This window comes from Bradyrhizobium sp. I1.14.4, from assembly GCF_050435825.1.
Taxonomy (GTDB): Bacteria; Pseudomonadota; Alphaproteobacteria; order Rhizobiales; family Xanthobacteraceae; genus Bradyrhizobium.
The window spans coordinates 1-19,752 of the sequence record NZ_JBNDLA010000002.1 but is presented as its reverse complement, the minus strand read 5'-3'; the positions used below and the strand labels follow the sequence as shown (position 1 = coordinate 19,752).

Annotated in this window: 20 protein-coding genes; 12 read left to right on the top strand and 8 right to left on the bottom strand. The window is 64.0% G+C overall.

Annotated features, from left to right (window positions below):
• Positions 1 to 254: 254 nt before the first annotated feature.
• The 3 genes from ABIB78_RS03730 (at position 255) to ABIB78_RS03720 (ending at position 3,188) form a co-directional block, all read left to right on the top strand.
• Positions 255 to 1,991, top strand: a complete 1,737-nt coding sequence (locus ABIB78_RS03730) for an ATP-binding protein (RefSeq protein WP_429021602.1) — start codon at positions 255 to 257, stop codon at positions 1,989 to 1,991.
• Positions 1,992 to 2,088: 97 nt separating this feature from the next.
• Positions 2,089 to 2,667, top strand: coding sequence for a peroxidase-related enzyme (locus ABIB78_RS03725; RefSeq protein ID WP_429021601.1), 579 nt, complete (start codon positions 2,089 to 2,091; stop codon positions 2,665 to 2,667).
• Between the two features lie 8 nt (positions 2,668 to 2,675).
• Positions 2,676 to 3,188: an MgtC/SapB family protein gene (locus ABIB78_RS03720; protein WP_429021599.1), complete on the top strand. Its 513-nt coding sequence runs from the start codon at positions 2,676 to 2,678 to the stop codon at positions 3,186 to 3,188.
• On the opposite strand, the gene ABIB78_RS03715 is transcribed toward ABIB78_RS03720, so the two are convergent.
• Positions 3,149 to 3,775: a ParB-like protein gene (locus tag ABIB78_RS03715; RefSeq protein ID WP_429021597.1), complete on the bottom strand. Its 627-nt coding sequence runs from the start codon at positions 3,773 to 3,775 to the stop codon at positions 3,149 to 3,151. The two genes, ABIB78_RS03720 and ABIB78_RS03715, sit on opposite strands and share 40 nt — an antisense overlap.
• 137 nt (positions 3,776 to 3,912) lie before the next feature.
• On the opposite strand from ABIB78_RS03715, the gene ABIB78_RS03710 reads away from it, so the two are divergent.
• From ABIB78_RS03710 to ABIB78_RS03675, 8 genes are all read left to right on the top strand, one after another.
• The gene (locus ABIB78_RS03710) at positions 3,913 to 4,227 is read left to right on the top strand and encodes an ion channel (RefSeq protein ID WP_429021595.1); all 315 of its coding nucleotides are present in this window, start codon (positions 3,913 to 3,915) and stop codon (positions 4,225 to 4,227) included.
• Positions 4,228 to 4,659, top strand: coding sequence for a hypothetical protein (locus ABIB78_RS03705; RefSeq protein WP_429021593.1), 432 nt, complete (start codon positions 4,228 to 4,230; stop codon positions 4,657 to 4,659). It abuts the gene before it with no gap.
• Entirely contained in the window at positions 4,628 to 4,969 is a 342-nt protein-coding gene (locus ABIB78_RS03700) for a hypothetical protein (RefSeq protein ID WP_429021592.1), read from the top strand. Before ABIB78_RS03705 ends, ABIB78_RS03700 begins: the two co-directional genes overlap by 32 nt.
• 181 nt (positions 4,970 to 5,150) lie before the next feature.
• Positions 5,151 to 5,450, top strand: coding sequence for an acyl carrier protein (locus tag ABIB78_RS03695; protein WP_163152729.1), 300 nt, complete (start codon positions 5,151 to 5,153; stop codon positions 5,448 to 5,450).
• 9 nt (positions 5,451 to 5,459) lie between these two features.
• Complete coding sequence (locus tag ABIB78_RS03690) at positions 5,460 to 5,936, top strand: 3-hydroxyacyl-ACP dehydratase FabZ family protein (RefSeq protein ID WP_429021590.1); 477 nt, start codon at positions 5,460 to 5,462, stop codon at positions 5,934 to 5,936.
• The gene (locus ABIB78_RS03685) at positions 5,929 to 7,113 is read left to right on the top strand and encodes a beta-ketoacyl-ACP synthase (protein ID WP_429021588.1); all 1,185 of its coding nucleotides are present in this window, start codon (positions 5,929 to 5,931) and stop codon (positions 7,111 to 7,113) included. The genes ABIB78_RS03690 and ABIB78_RS03685 overlap by 8 nt, the downstream gene beginning before the upstream one ends.
• Before the next feature lie 21 nt (positions 7,114 to 7,134).
• Entirely contained in the window at positions 7,135 to 8,412 is a 1,278-nt protein-coding gene (locus ABIB78_RS03680; protein ID WP_429021586.1) for a beta-ketoacyl-ACP synthase, read from the top strand.
• A gap of 22 nt (positions 8,413 to 8,434) precedes the next feature.
• Complete coding sequence (locus tag ABIB78_RS03675; protein WP_429021585.1) at positions 8,435 to 9,370, top strand: lipid A biosynthesis lauroyl acyltransferase; 936 nt, start codon at positions 8,435 to 8,437, stop codon at positions 9,368 to 9,370.
• Positions 9,371 to 9,664: 294 nt separating this feature from the next.
• Here the strand turns inward: ABIB78_RS03675 and ABIB78_RS03670 are convergent, their stop codons facing one another.
• The 7 genes from ABIB78_RS03670 to ABIB78_RS03640 all read right to left on the bottom strand — a co-directional run bounded on the left by ABIB78_RS03670 (position 9,665) and on the right by ABIB78_RS03640 (position 18,172).
• On the bottom strand, positions 9,665 to 10,774 hold the full coding sequence (locus ABIB78_RS03670) for a polyamine ABC transporter substrate-binding protein (protein WP_429021583.1): 1,110 nt from the start codon (positions 10,772 to 10,774) through the stop codon (positions 9,665 to 9,667).
• Between the two features lie 6 nt (positions 10,775 to 10,780).
• Positions 10,781 to 11,950 (bottom strand): aminotransferase, encoded by a 1,170-nt coding sequence (locus ABIB78_RS03665; RefSeq protein WP_429021581.1) that lies wholly within the window; start codon positions 11,948 to 11,950, stop codon positions 10,781 to 10,783.
• 8 nt (positions 11,951 to 11,958) lie between these two features.
• On the bottom strand, positions 11,959 to 12,288 hold the full coding sequence (locus ABIB78_RS03660) for a rhodanese-like domain-containing protein (protein ID WP_016848419.1): 330 nt from the start codon (positions 12,286 to 12,288) through the stop codon (positions 11,959 to 11,961).
• Positions 12,289 to 12,424: 136 nt separating this feature from the next.
• On the bottom strand, positions 12,425 to 14,350 hold the full coding sequence (locus ABIB78_RS03655; protein ID WP_429021578.1) for a potassium transporter Kup: 1,926 nt from the start codon (positions 14,348 to 14,350) through the stop codon (positions 12,425 to 12,427).
• Between the two features lie 154 nt (positions 14,351 to 14,504).
• Complete coding sequence (locus ABIB78_RS03650) at positions 14,505 to 16,427, bottom strand: potassium transporter Kup (protein WP_429021576.1); 1,923 nt, start codon at positions 16,425 to 16,427, stop codon at positions 14,505 to 14,507.
• Between the two features lie 112 nt (positions 16,428 to 16,539).
• On the bottom strand, positions 16,540 to 17,370 hold the full coding sequence (locus ABIB78_RS03645) for a flagellar motor protein MotB (protein ID WP_429021573.1): 831 nt from the start codon (positions 17,368 to 17,370) through the stop codon (positions 16,540 to 16,542).
• Positions 17,371 to 17,398: 28 nt separating this feature from the next.
• Entirely contained in the window at positions 17,399 to 18,172 is a 774-nt protein-coding gene (locus tag ABIB78_RS03640; RefSeq protein ID WP_429021572.1) for a motility protein A, read from the bottom strand.
• A gap of 273 nt (positions 18,173 to 18,445) precedes the next feature.
• Here ABIB78_RS03640 and ABIB78_RS03635 point away from each other — a divergent pair, with 273 nt between their 5' ends.
• On the top strand, positions 18,446 to 19,423 hold the full coding sequence (locus tag ABIB78_RS03635; protein ID WP_429022977.1) for an NADPH:quinone oxidoreductase family protein: 978 nt from the start codon (positions 18,446 to 18,448) through the stop codon (positions 19,421 to 19,423).
• Positions 19,424 to 19,752: the final 329 nt, after the last annotated feature.

The window sequence follows — 19,752 nt, the reverse complement described above, 5'->3', positions numbered from 1 at the left end:
ATGCACTCCTCGGAGATGGTGAATGCCGTATTAACGGAAAAACCGCGAAACAAACGCGGCTGTGCCGGAAAGCGACGATTTCGCCTCCGATGCGCGCGACTGAATGCAATCTCGCGGCACGACAGAAACAATTCGTCACCGGGAAGGTGTAGATTTAGCCGATGCGGAACCCCGGCGATTTAACGGTTTTTCCAATCCCGGGCGGGCATATTGGTCCGGACATTTAGATTTTGAGAACGAGCCAGGCTGGAACTGTGACATCCTTCGGACGTGTGATCTCTGTGCGCGGCTCGCAGGCCCGGGTTGGGCTGCTGGCAGGCGGCCAGATTCAACTTTCAGAAATGCGCGCGACCGTCGGCCGGTTCGTCAGTATCCGCTGCGCGAGCTCGGTCATCGTTGCCATGATCACCGAGGTCTCGTGCGAGAACCTGCCGGCGTCCGACGCGTACATGGCGACCGCCTCGGTCGACCTGCTCGGCGAAATCCTGGGCGGCGATCGCCCGAAATTCCAGCGCGGTGTCACCCACTATCCGACCATCGGCGACAGCACCGATCTGATCACGAACCAGGAGCTGCGCACGGTCTATGCGCCGAGCGGCTCGGACCAGATCAATGTCGGCACGCTGCAGCAGGATCGTTCGGTGATCGCCTATGTCGACGTCGAGGAAATGCTCTCCAAGCACTTCGCGGTGCTCGGCTCGACCGGCGTCGGCAAATCCACCGGCGTGTCGCTGCTGCTCAACGAGATCCTGAAGTCACGACCGAACCTGCGCATCTTCCTGCTCGACGTGCACAATGAGTACGGCCGCTGCTTCGGCGAGCGCGCGCAGGTGCTCAACCCGCGAAACCTGAAACTGCCGTTCTGGCTGTTCAACTTCGAAGAGATCGTCGACGTGCTGTTCGGCGGCCGGCCGGGCGTACCCGAAGAGCTCGACATCCTCGCCGAAGTGATTCCGATGGCGAAGGGCATCTACACCCAGTACCAGAACTCCGACCGGGTCGGTCTCGGGCTGAAGCGGGTCGACCCCAAGCAGGTCGGCTACACCATCGATACGCCGGTGCCCTATCGCCTCGTCGACCTGATCTCGCTGATCGACGAGCGCATGGGCAAGCTCGAGAACCGCTCCTCGCGCATCATCTATCACAAGCTGATCTCGCGCATCGACACGGTGCGCAACGATCCGCGCTACGCCTTCATGTTCGACAATGCCAATGTCGGCGGCGATACCATGGCCGAGGTGATCAGCCATCTGTTCCGCCTGCCCGCCAACGGCAAGCCGATGACCATCATGCAACTCGCCGGCTTCCCCGCCGAAGTCGTCGATTCCGTGGTGTCGGTGCTGTGCCGCATGGCGTTCGATTTCGGGCTGTGGAGCGACGGCGTCTCGCCGATGCTGTTCGTCTGCGAGGAAGCGCACCGCTACGCCTCCGCCGACCGCAATATCGGCTTCGGACCGACCCGCAAGGCGGTGTCGCGCATCGCCAAGGAAGGCCGCAAATACGGCGTCTATCTCGGCCTCATCACCCAGCGTCCGGCCGAACTCGACGCGACCATCATCTCCCAGTGCAACACGCTGTTCACGATGCGCCTCGCCAACGACCGTGACCAGGCGCTGCTGCGCTCCGCGGTCTCGGACGCTGCCGCCAACCTGTTATCGTTCGTGCCCTCGCTCGGCACCCGCGAAGTGCTGGCATTCGGCGAAGGCGTGGCATTGCCGACCCGGCTGCGCTTCAAGGAGGTGCCGCCGCACCAGCTGCCGCGCGGCGAGGCCACCATCGCAACGGTGCCGTCGGTCACCGCCGGCCACGACATGCATTTCGTCAGCGCCGTGCTGGAGCGCTGGCGCGGCGCCACCTCGCATCGCGATACGACGCCGAGCGACACCAACTTCAACGCTCCGGCGCCGGCGCGCACCGAGGCGCCGATGCTGCAGCCGTCCCAGGGCCTTGATCCGGATCGCTTCTCACTCCTGAAGAAACCGCTGCGCTAGCATCATTGCGGCAAGGCACGATGCGCCTTGCGCCCAACCCGTCATCCACTATGGTTCCGCGTGACGCCGCATCCAGGCGGCATGCCGGAACCATCTCATGACGCAGCCGACCGCAAAACGTTTCCCGACGCCCGCTCTCGACAGGCTCCCCGAGGATATCCGCATCCGCATCCTGGCGGTGCAGGAGAAGTCCGGCTTCGTGCCGAACGTATTCCTTACTCTGGCCTATCGTCCCGACGAATTTCGCGCATTCTTTGCCTATCACGACGCGCTGATGGAGAAGGACTCCGGCCTCTCCAAAGCCGAGCGCGAGATGATCGTGGTGGCGACCAGCGCCGCCAACCAGTGCCAGTATTGCGTGATCGCCCATGGTGCGATCCTGCGCATCCGTGCCAAGAATCCGCAGATCGCCGACCAGATCGCGATCAATTATCGCAAGGCCGACATCACGCCGCGGCAGCGCGCGATGCTCGACTTTGCCATGAAGGTAAGCCGCGCGGCCGAGGAGGTTTCGGAGGCGGACTTCGCCGCACTCGCGACCCACGGCTTCAGCGACGACGACGTCTGGGACATTGCCGCGGTTGCGGCCTTCTTCGCGCTCTCGAACCGGCTCGCGAACGTCACCGGCATGCGGCCGAACGACGAGTTCTACATGCTCGGTCGGCAGCCAAAATAGAGGATCATTTGGCAGACTGGAGCGAGATCATCCTGCGGCTCGGCGCGGCCACGCTTGCCGGTGGCGCGATCGGGCTCGACCGCGACCTGCGCGGCAAGCCGATCGGCCTGAAGACGCTCGGCCTCGTCAGCCTCTCGACGGCCATGGTCGTGCTGCTGGCATTGCAGGCGGTCGGGCCCGGGCAGTTTACCGATGCGGTCAGCCGCGTGATCCAGGGCGTGCTGACCGGCATCGGATTTCTCGGCGCCGGCGTGATCGTCCGGCAGGGTGGCCGCTTTCAGGTCCGCGGCCTGACCAGCGCCGCATGCGCGTTCTTCGCCGCATGCGGCGGGATTGTCTGCGGCGCCGGACACTGGCCGATCGTCCTCACCTCCCTTGCGCTGGCGTTCCTGCTGCTGACATTCGGCAGGCGGACCGAGCGGTGGCTGCACCACGTGCTCGGCGGCAAGGAGGATCCGCCCAGACCGGAGGCCGCGCCCGGTCAGTCGTCGGATGCCGGCCCGCACCAGCCGGGTAAATAGACCGCGTCCTTGCCGCGGCCCAGCGCCAGCCCCTTCTCCAGCGCCTTGGCGAAATTGTTCTCGACCGTCTTGCGCGGAATGTGGCGGCGCAGGAAATCGGCCCAGAGGAATTCGCTGAACGGCGTCGTGTCCTTGGCGAAACCGCCGGCCCGGCGCATCTCGCCGGCGAGGCTGCGGAACGGATCGTCCCTGAGATCCTTGATCGATTTCGGAATGTCCCTGAAGTGCCGGCGCTCGCCCTTGGAGTCGTAGGGATAGACCCAGCGCTTGTTGTCCATCACGCCCCAGAACACGTCACGCTCGACCATCGTGAGATCGCCGATCACCGTGACCAAGATGTCCTTGACGCCCTCCTCGTGCAGCGCCCGCGCCATGTGATGATGATCGACCACGTAGTAGCGATCGTCGGGACCATGGACGACCGGGATCATGTGCTTGCCGAGAAGTTCGGCGCGTTTCTTGTCCGACTTGTGCTCGCGCCAGCGCTTCCGTTTCTCCTTTACCTCATGCATGCCGACCGTCATCTGGGTCGGTCGCAGCGACATGATCGGGACCGGTTTGACGTAAGGCTCGCGCGTGTGGGCCATGATTTATGCTCCCGTTTGACCCGGCACTCCGGAATGGGTTCCATTATGACATGATGTCTCAGGCAGGCGAAAGAGCCGGTTCGGCGGAATGGCTTTGAGCGCAAGCGATCGCGGTCCGCCTCGGCAACCGCGAGGTCGTGACCGAGGGACCTGAGCTCAGTTTCTGGACAGACATCAGCCATCGCTGCATGACGGCATCCTGGCCCGCCTTTGTCGTCGGTGCAGCATTGGTGTTCATCGCCTTTAACGCCGTCTTCGGCTTGTTCTACTGGCTCAGCGATCATCCGATCGCCAACATGCCTGACGGCCAATACATCGACTACCTTTTATTTCACATCGAAACACTTTCGACCGCCGGCTACGGCGACATGTATCCGCAGACGCATTACGGACATTTCATCGCCGCCATCGAGCTGTTCACCGGCATCTTCTCGATGTCACTGATGACCTGATTGATCTTCGCGCGCTTCTCGCGGCCGAGCGCGCGCTTGCTGTTCGCCGACAATCCCGTGATCTCGAACCATGAGGGCCAGCTCACGCTGCACGGCCTCGACGCCGCGGACCTCGAAGCCGTCAATGCCGGGCTCGGTCTCTTCGTATCGGGCTATGACGACGTTGCAGCGCAAACTGTGCATGCGCGAAAATCCTACGAACATTCCGACATCCGATTCGGCCATCGCTACGCCGAGATCGATCCTGCAAGCGACCGACGACGGCGGTCTGCGGATCGACTACGGTCGGTTCCACGAGACGATCGCAGAATGAATACCACCTCTGCGCGCATCAAGATTTTAGGTGAGAAGCGCGGCGAACATGCTAAATATAAGTGGCGATGCGACCGGACTGACAGCAGTGAAGACGCAGCGGCCAATTTCCTCGGATGACGAGCACGTCGTGCTCAAATTCCGGCCGCGTACCTCGGCCCAGCCGCCCGGCAAGCGCGAGGAGCCGTCTAGGTCTAGCCGCCCCGCTTCCGTCGCCAACGACCTCTCCCGCTATGAGAGACCGCGCGAGGAGCCGGACGATTTCCGCCAGCGCATGCTCGCCAACATCGCCGCCTTTGCGTTCACCGTGGCGCTCACCGCGATCGGCATCTGGCTCGCCATGAGCATCGCCGATTTGCGGAAGGCCCAGGACTGCGTGCTGATGGGACGCCGAGATTGCGCGAAGATTACGGTGATGCCACGCACCTAGGCTGGCTGGAACCGTGCCCAAAAACCGTCCTTGCCGTGCCGGCCAAGCTCCATTGAACTAACGGCCCTGCTCCGATATACGGGCACACGACTCCGGCAGCAGCAATAGGGCATTCCGGGGCAACGCGCCCGCCTCCTCCGAGCCGACCTGGAATTACCTTCAATATATCAAAGGCTTAATGATGTCCTCCACATTCGAGCAGATCGCCAACATTATCGCGGAGACCTGCGACATCCCGCGCGATACGATCAAGCCGGAGAGCCACGCGATCGACGATCTGGGGATCGACAGCCTCGACTTCCTCGACATCGCCTTTGCCATCGACAAGGCCTTCGGGATCAAGATGCCGCTCGAAAAGTGGACCCAGGAGGTCAACGACGGCAAGGCCACGACGGAGCAATACTTCGTGTTGCAGAATCTCGCCGACCGCATCGACGAGCTGGTTGCGGCCAAGAACGCGGGCACGGGCTCGGGCTCGTAATCGCCCATCATGCAGCTTGAAACTTTTCAGCTGATTGATCGGATCGTCGACCTCAACCTCGACGCAAGGACCATTGTCGTCGAGGCTGATGTCCCTCCGGACAGCCACTCGGTGTTCACGGGGCACTTCCCGGGCTATCCGATCATGCCCGGCGTGCTGCTCACCGAAGCAATGGCCCAAAGCTCGGGCTGGCTTATCCTCGGTCTGACCAAGTTCGAGCGCATGCCCTTCCTCGCCATGGTCAGGGAAGCCAAGATGCGTGGCTTCGTCAGCCCCGGCTCGCTTCTGACGATCGAGGCCAAGATCGAGCACGAAGGTTCAGGCTTCGCCGTGACCTCGGCGAAGGTTCGCGTCGGCAAGGAGCTCAAGTGCAATGCCGAGCTGACCTTCCGTCATATCCCTTTCCCCAGCCCGGACTTGCGTGTGCACATGGACGCGATGGCCAACAAGATCGGGTTTCCGCTGCAGGCAATGAGTAATGGCTGAGAAGGAAGTCTGGATCACTGGCGTAGGCCTGCTCTCCTCGCTCGGCGAAGGGCTGGATGCGCACTGGGAGGCGCTCGGCGCCAAACGCGTCAATGCCGACGAGAAGCGTCTCGCGCCATACGTGATCCATCCGATCGCCCCCGTCAGCTTCGACGCCCAGATCCCGAAGAAGGGCGATCAGCGTCAGATGGAGACGTGGCAGCGGATCGGCACCTATGCCGCCGGGCTGGCGCTTGATTCCGCCGGCGTCAAAGGCAATCAGGAAATCCTGTCGCGGATGGACATGATCATCGCAGCCGGTGGCGGCGAGCGTGACCTCAATGTCGACCTGGCGATCATGAACGCCGACGCGCAGGGCAACCTGCCGCCCCGCCTGCTCAACGAAAAGCTGATGAACGAACTGCGCCCGACGCTGTTCCTGGCACAGCTCTCCAACTTGCTCGCCGGCAACATCGCAATCGTTCACGGCGTGTGCGGGACGTCGCGCACCTTCATGGGCGAGGAAGCCTCGAGCATCGACGCTGCGCGGATCGCCGTCGCGCGCATCGGCGCCGGACAGAGCGACATCGCGCTGGTCGGTGCGGCCCACAATGGCGATCGCGGCGACCTGCTGATGCTCTATTCATTCGGCGATTTCGCCCTCAAGGATCAATACAAATCGGTCTGGGCCCGCCGGAACAACCCGGGCTTCGCCATCGGCTCCGCCGGCGCCTTCCTGGTGATGGAGTCGCGCGAGCACGCCGAGGCGCGCGGCGCGAAGCCGTACGCCAAGCTGACCAAGGTGGTCGCCGATCTGGCCAAGCGCAAGCAGCCCGGCGCAGTGACGAAGTCGCTGCAGGCGATGTGGCCGCAGCTCGGCGTCAGCAACGACAACGCCATGCTGATCACCGGCGCAACGGGCGCCGAGCCTGCGACTGCCGAAGAGCGCGAATTCCTTGGTCAGCATCCCGGCCTTGCCGTGCGCGCCACCGGAACGACTTTTGGGCATACCATGGAGGCGCAGTTCCCGCTCGGGCTCGCGCTGGCCGCGTTGTCGATCTCGCGCGGCGCGCTCTATCCGGCTAACGACCCGACCGGGCTGGAGGTTGAAAAGACCGAAGCGCCAACCCAGATTGTTGTGCTGGGGGTCGGCCACTGGCAGGGCGAAGGCATGGCACTGGTCGAGGCCGTCAGTTAGGCAAGCACCGACGGGGACACCATGACAGCACCACGCGATAAATTCGGCCGACCGATCGTTGTCGTGACCGGCATGGGAATCGTGACGTCGCTCGGCGGCGGCAAGACCGACAATTGGAAGCGCCTCACCGCGGGCGAGTCCGGCATCAAGACCGTGACACGCTTCCCGCTGGACAGTTTGAAGACGACGATGGCCGGCGCCGTCGATTTCGTCACCGTCGACCCGTTCTCCTCGACCAGCCTGTCGCAACGCCTGGCGGAGATCGCGACAGAAGAGGCACTGGAGCAATCCGGCATCGGCAGCAAGGGCGACTTTCCGGGCCCGCTGTTTCTGGCGGTCGCACCGATCGAGACCGAGTGGCCGCAGCGGCTCGAGGTCGCACGCGAGGTTCCGACCAAGGACTTCGGCATCATCGAATATCTGGCGACCTGCAGCGGCGGGAAGTTTGCACACTTCCACCGGCGCTTCACCTTCGGTTCGGTCGCGCTCAACCTCGCCGAGACCTTCGGCACCAAGGGGTCGCCGATTTCGCTTTCGACGGCTTGCGCGTCCGGCGCGACCGCGATCCAGCTCGGCGTCGAGGCGATCCGCCGCGGCGAAACCGATGCAACGCTGTGCATCGCGACCGACGGCTCGGTGAATCCGGAAGCCCTGGTGCGCTTCTCGCTGCTCTCGGCGCTCTCCACCCAGAACGATCCGCCGCAGGGCGCCTCGAAGCCGTTCTCGAAGAACCGCGACGGTTTCGTGATGGCCGAAGGCGCCGGTGCGCTGGTGCTCGAGAGCTACGACGCCGCGATAGCCCGTGGCGCGCGTATCCTCGGCGTCGTCGCCGGTTGCGGCGAGCTGACCGACTCCTTCCACCGCACCCGCTCGAGCCCGGACGGCAAGCCGGCAATCGGCTGCGTGCGCAAGACGCTTGCCGACGCCGGCATGGAGCCCCAGCAAATCGATCACATCAACGCGCACGGGACCTCGACGCCCGAAAACGACAAGATGGAATATCTTGCGACCGCCGCCGTGTTTGGCGAACACACCAAAAATATTCCGGTGTCGTCGAACAAGTCGATGGTTGGCCACACCATCTCGGCTGCCGGCGCGGTCGAAGCGATCTTCTCGCTGCTCACGCTCGAACATCAGCGGATTCCGCCGACGATCAATTACGAGGTGCCTGATCCCGCGATCCCGTTCGACGTGGTCGGCAACAAGGCGCGCGACGCCAAGGTGACCGCCGTGATGTCGAACTCATTCGGGTTCGGCGGGCAGAACGCCTCGCTGATCCTGACGCGCGAGCCGGCCTGAGCCGGCGCCCGCGCCTCATCAGATGAAACGCCTGTTCCTTCGCACCAGGGCGCAATTGCGTGACGCCGCAAAGCCCGTGACCGATGCGGCGATCGGCGGGCTGACGATCGGCCTGCTGCGCACCACGCGTTATTTCGATCCGGAGAAGACCGCGCGGTTCTTCGGCCGCGCCGCGCATTTCATCGGCCGCCGGCTGCGCGAGGACCGCATCGGCCGCGAGAACCTCACGGCGGCCTTCCCGGAGAAGTCACCGGAGGAGATCGAGACGATCCTGACCGGGGTCTGGCACAATCTCGGACGCATCGGCGCTGAATTCGCTCACATCGACCGCATCTGGGATCACGATCCCCGGAATCCCGACAAACCGGGTCGCGTCGAATTCTCGGCGCGCAGCAAGCAGCTGTTCGACCAGTTGCGTGACGACGGCAAGCCGGCCTTGTTCTTCGCCGCACATCTCGGCAACTGGGAGCTCTCTCCGATTGCCGCCGCGGCGCATGGGCTCGACGCCACCATCATGTTTCGGCGGCCGAACATCGAAGCCGCCGACCGCGCCATCGAACGCATTCGCGCGGTCAATCTGGGCACGCTGGTGCCGGCCGGCCGCGACGCGCCGCTCAAGCTGGCGCAGGCGCTGAAGAACGGCCAGCACGTCGCGATGCTGGTCGACCAGTATTTGACCAACGGCGTTCCCGTCACCTTCTTCGGCCGCAAGACCACCGCTAACCCGCTGCTGGCGCGCCTGCGCCGGCAGATCGATTGCCCGATCCATGGCACGCGGATCATCCGCCTGCCCGACGGCCGCTTCCGTGGCGAGGTCACCGAGGAAGTGAAGCCTGCGTTCGACGCATCCGGCCAGATCGACATCCAGGGCACGATGCAGGCGATCACCGACATCGTCGAGGGCTGGGTCCGCGAGTATCCGGATCAATGGCTCTGGCTGCACCGGCGCTGGCGGTAGGCTAGAGCATGATCCGGAAAAGTGTGAAGCGGTTTTCCGAAAAGATCATGCTCAAACAAATGAGCTAAAGCGCGATGGCGATTCAACCCAATCTCATCGCGCTTTAGCAGCAGCCCGATCCCGTCATTGCGAGGAACTCGCGACAAAATTGCGAAGCAATTTTGCGCTGAAGCGACGAAGCAATCCATGGTTCAGCATGTGTGGCGAGATGGATTGCTTCGCGGAGCCTCGGGCGCGCGTTGACGCGAACCGTTGGCTCGCAACGACGGCTCATACAAGCCATGATGCTTCGCGTCACTTCCCGGTCTTCACGCGAGTCCACAGGCGGTTGATGATCCGCTGCGTCGCAGGTTCGCGCGCCGTGATGACGAACAGCTTCTTCTGCATCGCCTCGTCGGGATAGATGTTCTTGTCGTTGAAGATCGTCGGATCGATCAGCTTCTGGCTCGCCAGATTGCCGTTGGCGTAGGACAGGAAATTCGAATTCTTCGCCGCGACCTCAGGTCGGTAGAGATAGTTGATGAGCTCATAGGCTTCAGTGACGTTCTTCGCATCCGACGGAATCGCCAGATTGTCGAAGAACATCTGCGCGCCCTCCTTCGGGATCGTGTAGCCGATCTCGACGCCGGTCTTGGCTTCCGCCGCCCGGCTGCGCGCCTGCATGATGTCGCCCGACCATCCGACCACGAAGCAGATTTCGCCCGAAGCCAGCGCGCCGAGATATTCGGACGAATGGAATTTGCGCACATAGGGCCGGATCTTAATGACGAGATCGGCCGCCTTCTCGAGGTCGGCCTGCTTGGTCGAGTTCGGATCAAGGCCAAGATAGCCCAGCGCCGCCGGCAGGATGTCATCGGCGGAATCCAGCATGTGGATGCCGCAATCCTTGAACTTGGCGAGATTGTCCGGCTTGAACACCATGTCCCAGCTGTCGATCTTGGCGTCGGGCCCGAGGATTTTCGCCGCCATCTTGACGTTGTAGCCGATGCCTGTCGTACCCCACATGTAGTTGGCGCCGTAGGCGTTGCCGGGGTCGTAGGTAGCAAGCTGATGCGTCACCACGGGCCATGCATTGGCGAGATTCGGCAGCTTCGACTTGTCGAGCTTCAGGAACACCTTCGCGGTGATCTGGCGCTGCAGGAAATAGCCGGTCGGCACCACGACGTCATAGCCCGACTTGCCCGCGAGCAGGCGCGTCTCCAGCGTCTCATTGGCGTCGAACGTATCGTAGACGACCTTGATGCCGGTTTCCCTGGTGAAGTCCTCGAGGACTCCCGGCGCCATGTAATTCGACCAGTTGTAGAAGTTGACCGTTCGCTCCTCGGCCCTCGCAGAGGCAAAGAGCAGCAGGACCGTCGCGACCGCGCCGACGAAGCTGACGAGACGACGATTCTGCTCTCGCATTCTGGCCTACCTCTTGCGGCGGTGAACCGCGTCCGACAACCGCTCCAGCGCGGTGTCGAGCGTCGAGTCCTTCTTGGCGAAACAGAAGCGCACGACCGACGTCACCGCGTCCTGCTCGTAGAACGCCGACACCGGAATCGCCGCGACCTTGTAATCCTGCACGATCCGCCAGCAGAACTCCGCGTCGGTCTCGTTGAGCCCGAGCGGCGACAGGTCAACGGTGAGGAAATAAGTCCCCTGCGACTTCAGCACCGGAAAGCCGATGCTCTCGAGCCCCTTGGTCAGGCGGTCGCGGCTGCGCGCCATATCCTTGCGCATATCGAAGAAATAATCGTCCGGCTTGTTGAGGCCGTAGGCCACCGCGGCTTGCAGATTGGGCGCTGTCGTGAATGTGAGGAACTGGTGTACCTTCGCAGCCACGCGCAGCAGCGGCGGCGCGGCGCACACGAAGCCGATCTTCCATCCGGTCAGTGAGAAGATCTTGCCGGCGCTGCCGACCTTGATGGTGCGGTCGCGCATGCCGGGGATCGTGATCAGCGGGATATGCTCGCGACCGTCGAACACGACGTGCTCCCAGACCTCGTCGCAGATCGCGACCACGTCGAATTCCTGGCAGAACCGCGCCAGCAGTTCGAGGTCCTCGCGCGGATAGACCACTGCCGCCGGGTTGAGCGGATTGTTGAACAGAACCGCCTTGGTCCTGTGGTTGAAGACGCTGCGCAGCATCTCCTCGTTCAGCCGCCACTCCGGCGGCTCGAGCCGCAAGAGGCGTGGAATGCCGCCGGCCTGGCGGATGATCGGCAGATAGGAATCATAGACCGGCTGGAAGCACACCACCTCGTCGCCCGGCTCGACCACGGAGAGGATCGAGGACGTCAGCGCTTCGGTGCCGCCGGAGGTCACCATCACCTCGGTCATCGGATCGAGCTTGAGCCCGTGCCAGTGGCCGTAATGCGATGCGATTGCCTGACGGAGCTCCGGAATGCCCATCATCGACGGATATTGATTGTAGCCGTTGACGGAAGCATCCGCGGCGGCGCGGCGGATATCCTCCGGTCCGGGATCGTCGGGAAAGCCCTGTCCGAGATTGATGGCGTTGTTGTCGCGCGCAGCCTGCGACATCGCCTCGAAAATGGTGACGGGAAGGTCTGCGAAGACCTTGTTCATGGAGGTCATGTCAGGGATCAGCCGCCCGTCTTGGTGGGCAGTCCCGCCGCCTTCCAGCCGATGATGCCGCCCGCCAGATGCTTGTCATAGGGCAGGCCCGCGGCCTGGGCGGCCAGCGAGGCCGTCACCGAGCGCTTGCCGGAGCGGCAGGCGAACACCACCTGCTTGCCCTGCGGATCGGGAATCGCGGCCGGATCGAAGGTCGACAGCGGCACTACGACGCCGTCGGGATAGGCTTCGACCGCGACTTCATTGGGCTCGCGGACATCGACGAGGAGATAGCGGCCTTCCGCTATGCCCTTCGACACCTCGTCCGGAAACAAATCTTCCACCTTGTGGTCCGCCACGGAAACATCCTCCCGATATCAGCTTGGCGAGCGTCACGCGGCTCGCAGGTCCGAGCCGCAAAGTCGCCTCTCGCGCGGAGAAAATCAAGCGTCCGAAACGGGTTAGATGCCGCGCAGAAACGCTGGATCGTGGACCCTAGATCGTGACCTGCGTGCCGACTTCGACCACCCGCCCGGTCGGGATCTGGAAATAGTCGGTGGCATCGTTCGAGGAGCGGCTCAGTGCGATGAACAGATGGTCCTGCCAGCTCGGCATGCCCGAATGCGCCGCCGGCTTTAGCGCGCGGCGGGACAGGAAGAACGAGGTCGACATGATGTCGAACTGCCAGCCGAGCTTGCGAGCGATCGCCAGCGTCTTCGGCACGTTCGGCTGTTCCATGAAGCCGAACTTCAGCGTCACCTTGGAGAAGGTCTCGCTCAGCTGCTCCATCCGCACCCGCTCGGACGGATCGATGCGCGGCGTCGGCGCGGTCTCGATGGTCAGGATGACGTTCTTCTCGTGCAGCACCTTGTAGTGCTTGAGGCTGTGCATCAGCGCGGTCGGAGCACTGGCGGGATCGCTGGTCAGGAACACCGCGGTCCCGGAGACGCGCTGCGGCGGCCGCTTCTCGAGCATCGCCACGAGATCGGCGAGCGGGAATTCCAGCTTGCGCGACTTCTCGAACAACAGCCGGCTGCCGCGCCGCCAAGTGTACATCACCAAGATCATAACCCCGCCGAGCGCAAGCGGCACCCAGCCGCCCTCGAACACCTTGAGCAGGTTGGCGGCCAGGAATGTGATGTCCAAAAACAGGAACGGCGCCACCAGCGCGGCGGCTGCGATCGGCGACCAGCGCCAGACCCGCCAGATCACCACAAAGCCCATCATCGCCGTCACCACCATGGTGCCGGTCACCGAGATGCCATAGGCCGACGCCAGCGCGCTCGACGAGCGGAACATCAGTACCAGCACGATCACCGCGATGAACAGGAAGCGGTTGATGCGCGGCATGTAGATCTGCCCGGAATGCGCTTCCGAGGTGTGGCGGATCTCGAACCGCGGCAGCAGGCCGAGCTGGATCGCCTGCCGGGTCAGCGAATAGGCGCCGGTAATGACGGCCTGGCTCGCGATCACGGTCGCCATGGTGGCAAGCGCGACCATCGGGATCAGCGCCCAGTCCGGGAACATCAGGAAGAACGGGTTCTCGATGCCCTTGGGATTGCCGATCAGAAGCGCGCCCTGCCCCAGATAGTTCAGCGCCAGCGACGGCAGCACGATGAGCAGCCAGGCGGTCTGGATCGGTCGCTTGCCGAAATGGCCGAGGTCGGCATAGAGCGCCTCCGCGCCGGTCACGGCGAGAAACACGGCACCGAGGGTGATGAAGCCGACCACGCCGTGATGCAGCATGAACGACACCGCAAGGACCGGGTTGAGCGCGTACAGCACCTCGGGGTGCCGCACGATCTGCGGCAGCGCCGCGATCGCGATCACGGCGAACCACACGCACATCACCGGCCCGAAAAAGGCCGCGACCCGCGCGGTACCGCGCGACTGCACCGCGAACAGCACGACGAGGATGATCACCGTGAGCGGGACGACATAGGGATCGAAGGTCGAGGTGACGAGCTTGATGCCTTCGATCGCCGACAGCACCGAGAGCGCCGGCGTGATGACGGCATCGCCGTAGAACAGGGCGCCGCTGATGATGCCGAGCAGCACGATCGCGCCGGCACCCTTGGTCGCGGCGCGCTGCGCCAGCGCCATCAGCGCCAGCGTACCGCCCTCGCCATTGTTGTCGGCGCGGAGCAGGATCACGACGTATTTCAGCGTCACGACCACGACCAGCGCCCACAGGATCAGCGAGAGCACGCCGAGCACCGCATGCGCCGTCACGGCGCCCTCGCCGCCGGCAGCCGCAACGACGGCTTCGCGCAGCGCGTAGAGCGGGCTGGTGCCGATGTCGCCATAGACGACACCGATGCTGCCGAGCATCAGCGCCTTGAAGGTGGCGGTCGAATGCGCCTCGCCATGGCCGTTTGCCGCCGGCGTTTCCGCCGCGGTGATCGCACTCTCGGATGACATGGGAAGCTGCGCCTCTGTCTTCTGCCGCACTGCACAATGCCGGGTCGCAGGGCTATACTCCCGGCAGGAATGCATAGGTTAGCCCGGATTCAGGCCTCCGCCATGCACATCACGCATGGATCACGGCTTTTCAACTGTGGAATCCGTTGCCGCATCAGATAGTTACCTGGGTACCCACTTCAACCACCCGCCCGGTCGGGATCTGGAAATAGTCGGTGGCATCGTTGGCGGACCGGCTCATCGCGATGAACAGATGGTCCTGCCACTGCGGCATGCCAGACTGGGCCGCCGGCTTCAGCGAGCGGCGCGACACGAAGAACGAGGTCGCCATGATGTCGAACTGCCAGCCAAGCTTGCGCGCGACGGCTAGCGCCTTCGGCACGTTCGGCGATTCCATGTAGCCGAAGCGCAGCCGCACCGCGGTGAACTTTTCGCTGACCTTCTCCATGTTGACGCGCTCGGACACGTCGACGCGCGGCGTCGGCGCGGTCTCGATGGTCAGGATCACGTTGTGCTCGTGCAGCACCTTGTTGTGCTTGAGATTGTGCAGCAGCGCGGTCGGCACGAAGCTCGGGTCGCTGGTCAGGAACACTGCGGTGCCCTTGACGATGTGCGGCGGCCGCTTCTCCAGACTGTGGATCAGGTCGCGCAGCGGCACCTCGATGCGGCGGGTCTTGGCGACCAGGATCGCGGCGCCGCGGCGCCAGGTCCAGATCATCGTGGCCATGATGGCGCCGAACAACAGCGGCACCCACGCGCCCTCGAACAGCTTCAGCAGATTTGCGCTGAAGAAGGTCATGTCGACGATCACGAACGGCAGGATCAAGGCGGCAGCCGATGCCATACGCCAGTTCCACAGCTTCCAGATCACGATGAAGCCCATGATGCCGTCGGCGACCATCGTGGTGGAGACGGCGATGCCGTAGGCCGAGGCGAGCCCGCTCGAGGTGCGGAACAGCAGCACCAGCAGCAGTACGCCGATCAGCAGCAGCCGGTTGACCCGCGGCAGATAGATCTGCCCGGCATGGGTCTCCGAGGTGTAGCGGACCTCGAAGCGCGGCAGCAGCCCGAGCTGCACCGCCTGGCTGATCAGCGAATAGGCGCCGGTGATGACCGCCTGGCTCGCGATCACCGTTGCAGCGGTGGCAAGCCCGACCAGCGGCAGCAGCAGCACGTCGGGCACCATGCGATAGAACGAGTTCTCGATCGCCGAGGGATCGGACAGCACCAGCGCGCCCTGCCCGAAATAGTTCAGCAGCAGCGACGGCAGCACGAAGAACAGCCAGCCGGACTGGATCGGCTTGCGGCCGAAATGCCCGAGATCGGCATACAGCGCCTCGCCGCCGGTCACCGCGAGGAACACCGCGCCCAAGGTCACCAGGCCGATGGTGCCGTGGGTCAGCATGAACTGGAGCGCGTAATAGGGATTGATCGCCGCCAGCACCGACGGATCGTCCATGATGTGGACCACCCCCATCACCGCGAGCGAGGCGAACCACACCACCATCACCGGCCCGAAGGCGGAGGCGACGCGCGCGGTGCCCGAGCTCTGCACCGAGAACAGCAAGACGAGGATCAGGATCGTCAGCGGCACCACATAATGCTCGAGATGCGGCGTGGCGAGCTTGAGGCCTTCGACCGCCGACAGCACCGAGATCGCCGGCGTGATCATGGAATCGCCGATGAACATCGAGGCGCCGACCACGCCGAGCGCCATCAGCGGCCAGCTGCGCCGTCCGAGCGCGCGCTGGCCGAGCGCCATCAGCGATAGTGTGCCGCCCTCGCCATTGTTGTCGGCGCGCAGCAGCAGCAGGACGTATTTGGCGGTGACGACGGTGAACAGCGCCCACAGGATCAGGCTAAGCACACCGAGCACCATGATGCGGGTGACCGGCTGGCCGTGCGCGGCGCCGCCGACCGCCTCGCGGAATGCGTAGAGCGGCGAGGTTCCGATATCGCCGAACACCACCCCGATGCTGCCCAGTGTCAGGGCCCAGAAGCCGGAGGTGCCTTGGCCTGTTCCTTGGCCCGAGCCTTGACCCTCCTGGGCTTCGGTGGATGAGACGCTGACAGCCATGGCGAGGTTGGAACGCCCGATCGGTTGATTTGATCCGCGCGGCTATCGACGCTTCCGCTCCGCGTGTCAACCGCGCAACAGCGTTAGTTGACGGTAGTATGGTAACCTGGAGCTACGGCTTCAGGTCCGGCGGCAGCGGTGGATTTTCCCGCATCAACGTGATGGTCACGCGACGGTTCGCCGGCAGCGTCGGATCGTCGGGAAACAGCGGCTGGCCGTCCGCCTTGCCGGAAACCGCGAAAATATGCGAGGGCGGCAGCCCTTCCCGCTCCAGGATCTGCCGCACCGCGTTGGCGCGGTCTGCGGACAGGTCGAAGCCGTCATAATCGCTGCGCGCCGGCACGAAGCCTGCGGCTGTATGCCCCACGATCGCGATCCGCAGCGGCGTCGCCTTCAGCGGCGCGGCGAGCTTCTGGATCAGCCGGCGGGTGCGCTCATACGGCTCCCTGGACCCGTCGGCGAACATCGAGCGGCCGTCCTGGTCGACGATCTCGAGGTTGAGCCCCTCCTTGGTCTCCTCGAACATGATGTTCTTTGAGATCTCGGTCAGCTCCGGCATGTCCTGCAGCGCCTGCCGGAGCGAAGCGGAAGCGAGCGCGAATTCGCGGTCGATCTTCAGCCGCGCGCCGTTGATCTGGCTGCGCTCCTTCTCGTCCGGCGTCGGATTGGCCGAGGAATCCTCCGGCGAGATGTGCTCGACATTCTTCAGCTTCGGCCGGGTCGGCAGGCCGTCGGACTCGACGATGCCGGAATAGCGCACATTGGTCTGCACACCGAAGGCGTCGCGCATCGAGCCCGCGACGATCTTCAGCTTGTTGTTGTCCATGGTGGAGAACGCGACGAGCATCACGAAGAAGCTCATCATCAGGCCCATCAGGTCGGCGAAGGTCACGAACCAGCCGTGACCTCCGGTATGGGCGTCGCCGCGCTTTTTCTTGGCCATCGCTGCCTTTCCCGAAAGCGCCGACCGGTCAGGCCGGAACCGGCTCGCCTTCCTCGTGGCGATGCTTCTCCGGCAGATAGGCCAGCAGCATCTCGCGCACCAGCGCGGGGCTCTTGGAGTCGCGGATCATCAGGATGCCGTCGATGATCAGCGTGCGGTTGGTCTCCTCGTCGAGCAGCTTGCCGTGCAGCTTGTCGGCGATCGGCAGACAAAACAGGTTGGCGACCAGCGCGCCGTACAGCGTCGCGAGCAGCGCGGTCGCCATGAACGGACCGAGCTTGGAGGGGTCGGTCATGTTGGCGAACATCTGCACCATGCCGATCAGCGTACCGATCATGCCGAAGGCCGGCGCGCAGTCGCCGATCGCGCGGTAGATCTTGCTGCCCTCGTCGAGGTGCATCAGGAAATTGTCGCGGTCGCGCTCCATGTTGTCGCGGATGAATTCGAGGTCGTAACCGTCGGCGACGTAGCGGATGCCCTTGGCAAGGAACGGCTCGTCGGTCTCGACCTTCTCCAGGCCGACCGGGCCCTGCTTGCGGGCGATCTCGGCGATGCGGGCGAGCTCGTCAACGAGGTCGCGCGCCGACAGCCGGCTCATGGTGAAAGCATATTTGGCGCCGAGCGGCAGGCCGTGCAGCATCACGCCGAGCGGAAAGCGGATCATCGTCGCCGCGATCGAACCGCCGAAGATGATGATGATCGCGTGTTCGGAGATGAACATGTGCAGGTCGCCGCCCATGAACATCATCACCCCGATGACGACGATGCCGGCCAATAGCCCGGCGCCTGTCATGATATCCATGAAAAACTCCAACGCGAACGCAACCCGCCTGTCCTGGACGGCGCGCAGCCCAGGGCGGGCCGCGTGGAAAAACCCTAGCGTTAATGCCATTAAGGACGCGTTACCGAATTTGGTAGGGATAACAACGGGTAAACGCCTGTCTTTTCGCGATGTTGTTGAAGATGCTGGCTTTCCGCATGCGACGCTGTCGCTGCATGCGCAAAAGCCCTCCCCGTAGAACAACGGACATGCGATAGGTTCGTGCAGGGGAAACCAACCAACGAGCAGGACAGGATGAAGGCGGTCGTCGTCGAGCAATATGCGCCTATCGATCAGATCGAGCTGAAGCAGATCGCCACGCCCGAACCTGGCCCCGGACAGATCCGCATCCGGGTCCGCGCCGCGAGCATCGGCTTCGTCGATGGGCTGAAGGTCGAGGGCCGCTACCAGACCAAGGATGCCCTGCCCTTTACACCCGGCGCGGAATTCGCCGGCGTGGTCGATGCGGTCGCCGGCGACGTCGCCAGCATCGCGCCGGGCGCGCGGGTGATGGGCGCGGCGCGCTCGGGCGCGCTGGCCGAGCATATCGTGGTGCCGCCTGCCGCGGTCGAGATCATGCCGGACGGGTTGTCGATGGAGGCGGCGGCGGCCTTTCGCACCAACTACCTGACCGCGCTCTATGCGCTCGGCGAACGCGGCTCGCTCAAGGCCGGCGAGCAGTTGCTGGTGCTCGGTGCCGCCGGTGGCACCGGGATCGCCGCGATTCAGGTCGGCAAGCTGCTCGGCGCGCGCGTCGTCGCCGCGGCCTCGACCGACGCGAAGCGCAGCTTCGCCGCAAGCTTCGGCGCCGACGCCGTCGTGGACTACACCCGGCCCGATTGGCGCGACGCGCTGAAGGACGCGACCGGCGGCCATGGTCCCGACGTGATCTTCGATCCGGTCGGCGGCGAGGTCTCGTTGCAGGCATTCCGCTCGATCGCCTGGAACGGCCGCCATGTCGTAGTCGGCTTTGCCGCCGGCCAGATCCCCGCTTTGCCGTTCAACCTGCCGCTCCTGAAGGGCGGGCTTCTGATCGGCGTCGACGCCGCCCAGATCGCACGCCGCGAGCCCGAGGCGCAGGCGCGCGTGATGAAGCAATTGTCGGCATGGCTGAACGAGGGCGCCCTGACGCCGGTGGTCGGCAAGGTATTCGCGTTCGAGGATTTTCGCGCGGCGTTCACCACGATGCAGACCCGCGCCGCGCTCGGCAAGATGGTGGTGCGGATCGGATAGTGAGGGAGGCACCGCTATCGCCTCATCCTCGCTGTCGTCCCTGCGACAGCAGTGACCCATACTCCGCGGCGGATGTCGTGAACGGGACTCGTCATTCCAGCGAAGCACACCAATCAGCACTTGTGGCTATGGTCCCGGCTCAAGGCCGGGACGACACCGAGGGTGTGGCACGGCTGGTGAGTCACACATCCGCATTCTCGCGACATGATTGTCCGAGCTTTGCTGTTCGTTTCACCCTCTCTAGAACAGAGGGCGCAGGGAAAGCCGGGTGCCGATCGCACCCATGGGCCCCGAGCAAAAGGTAGAAAGCTCGGGGGTAGGACCACAGG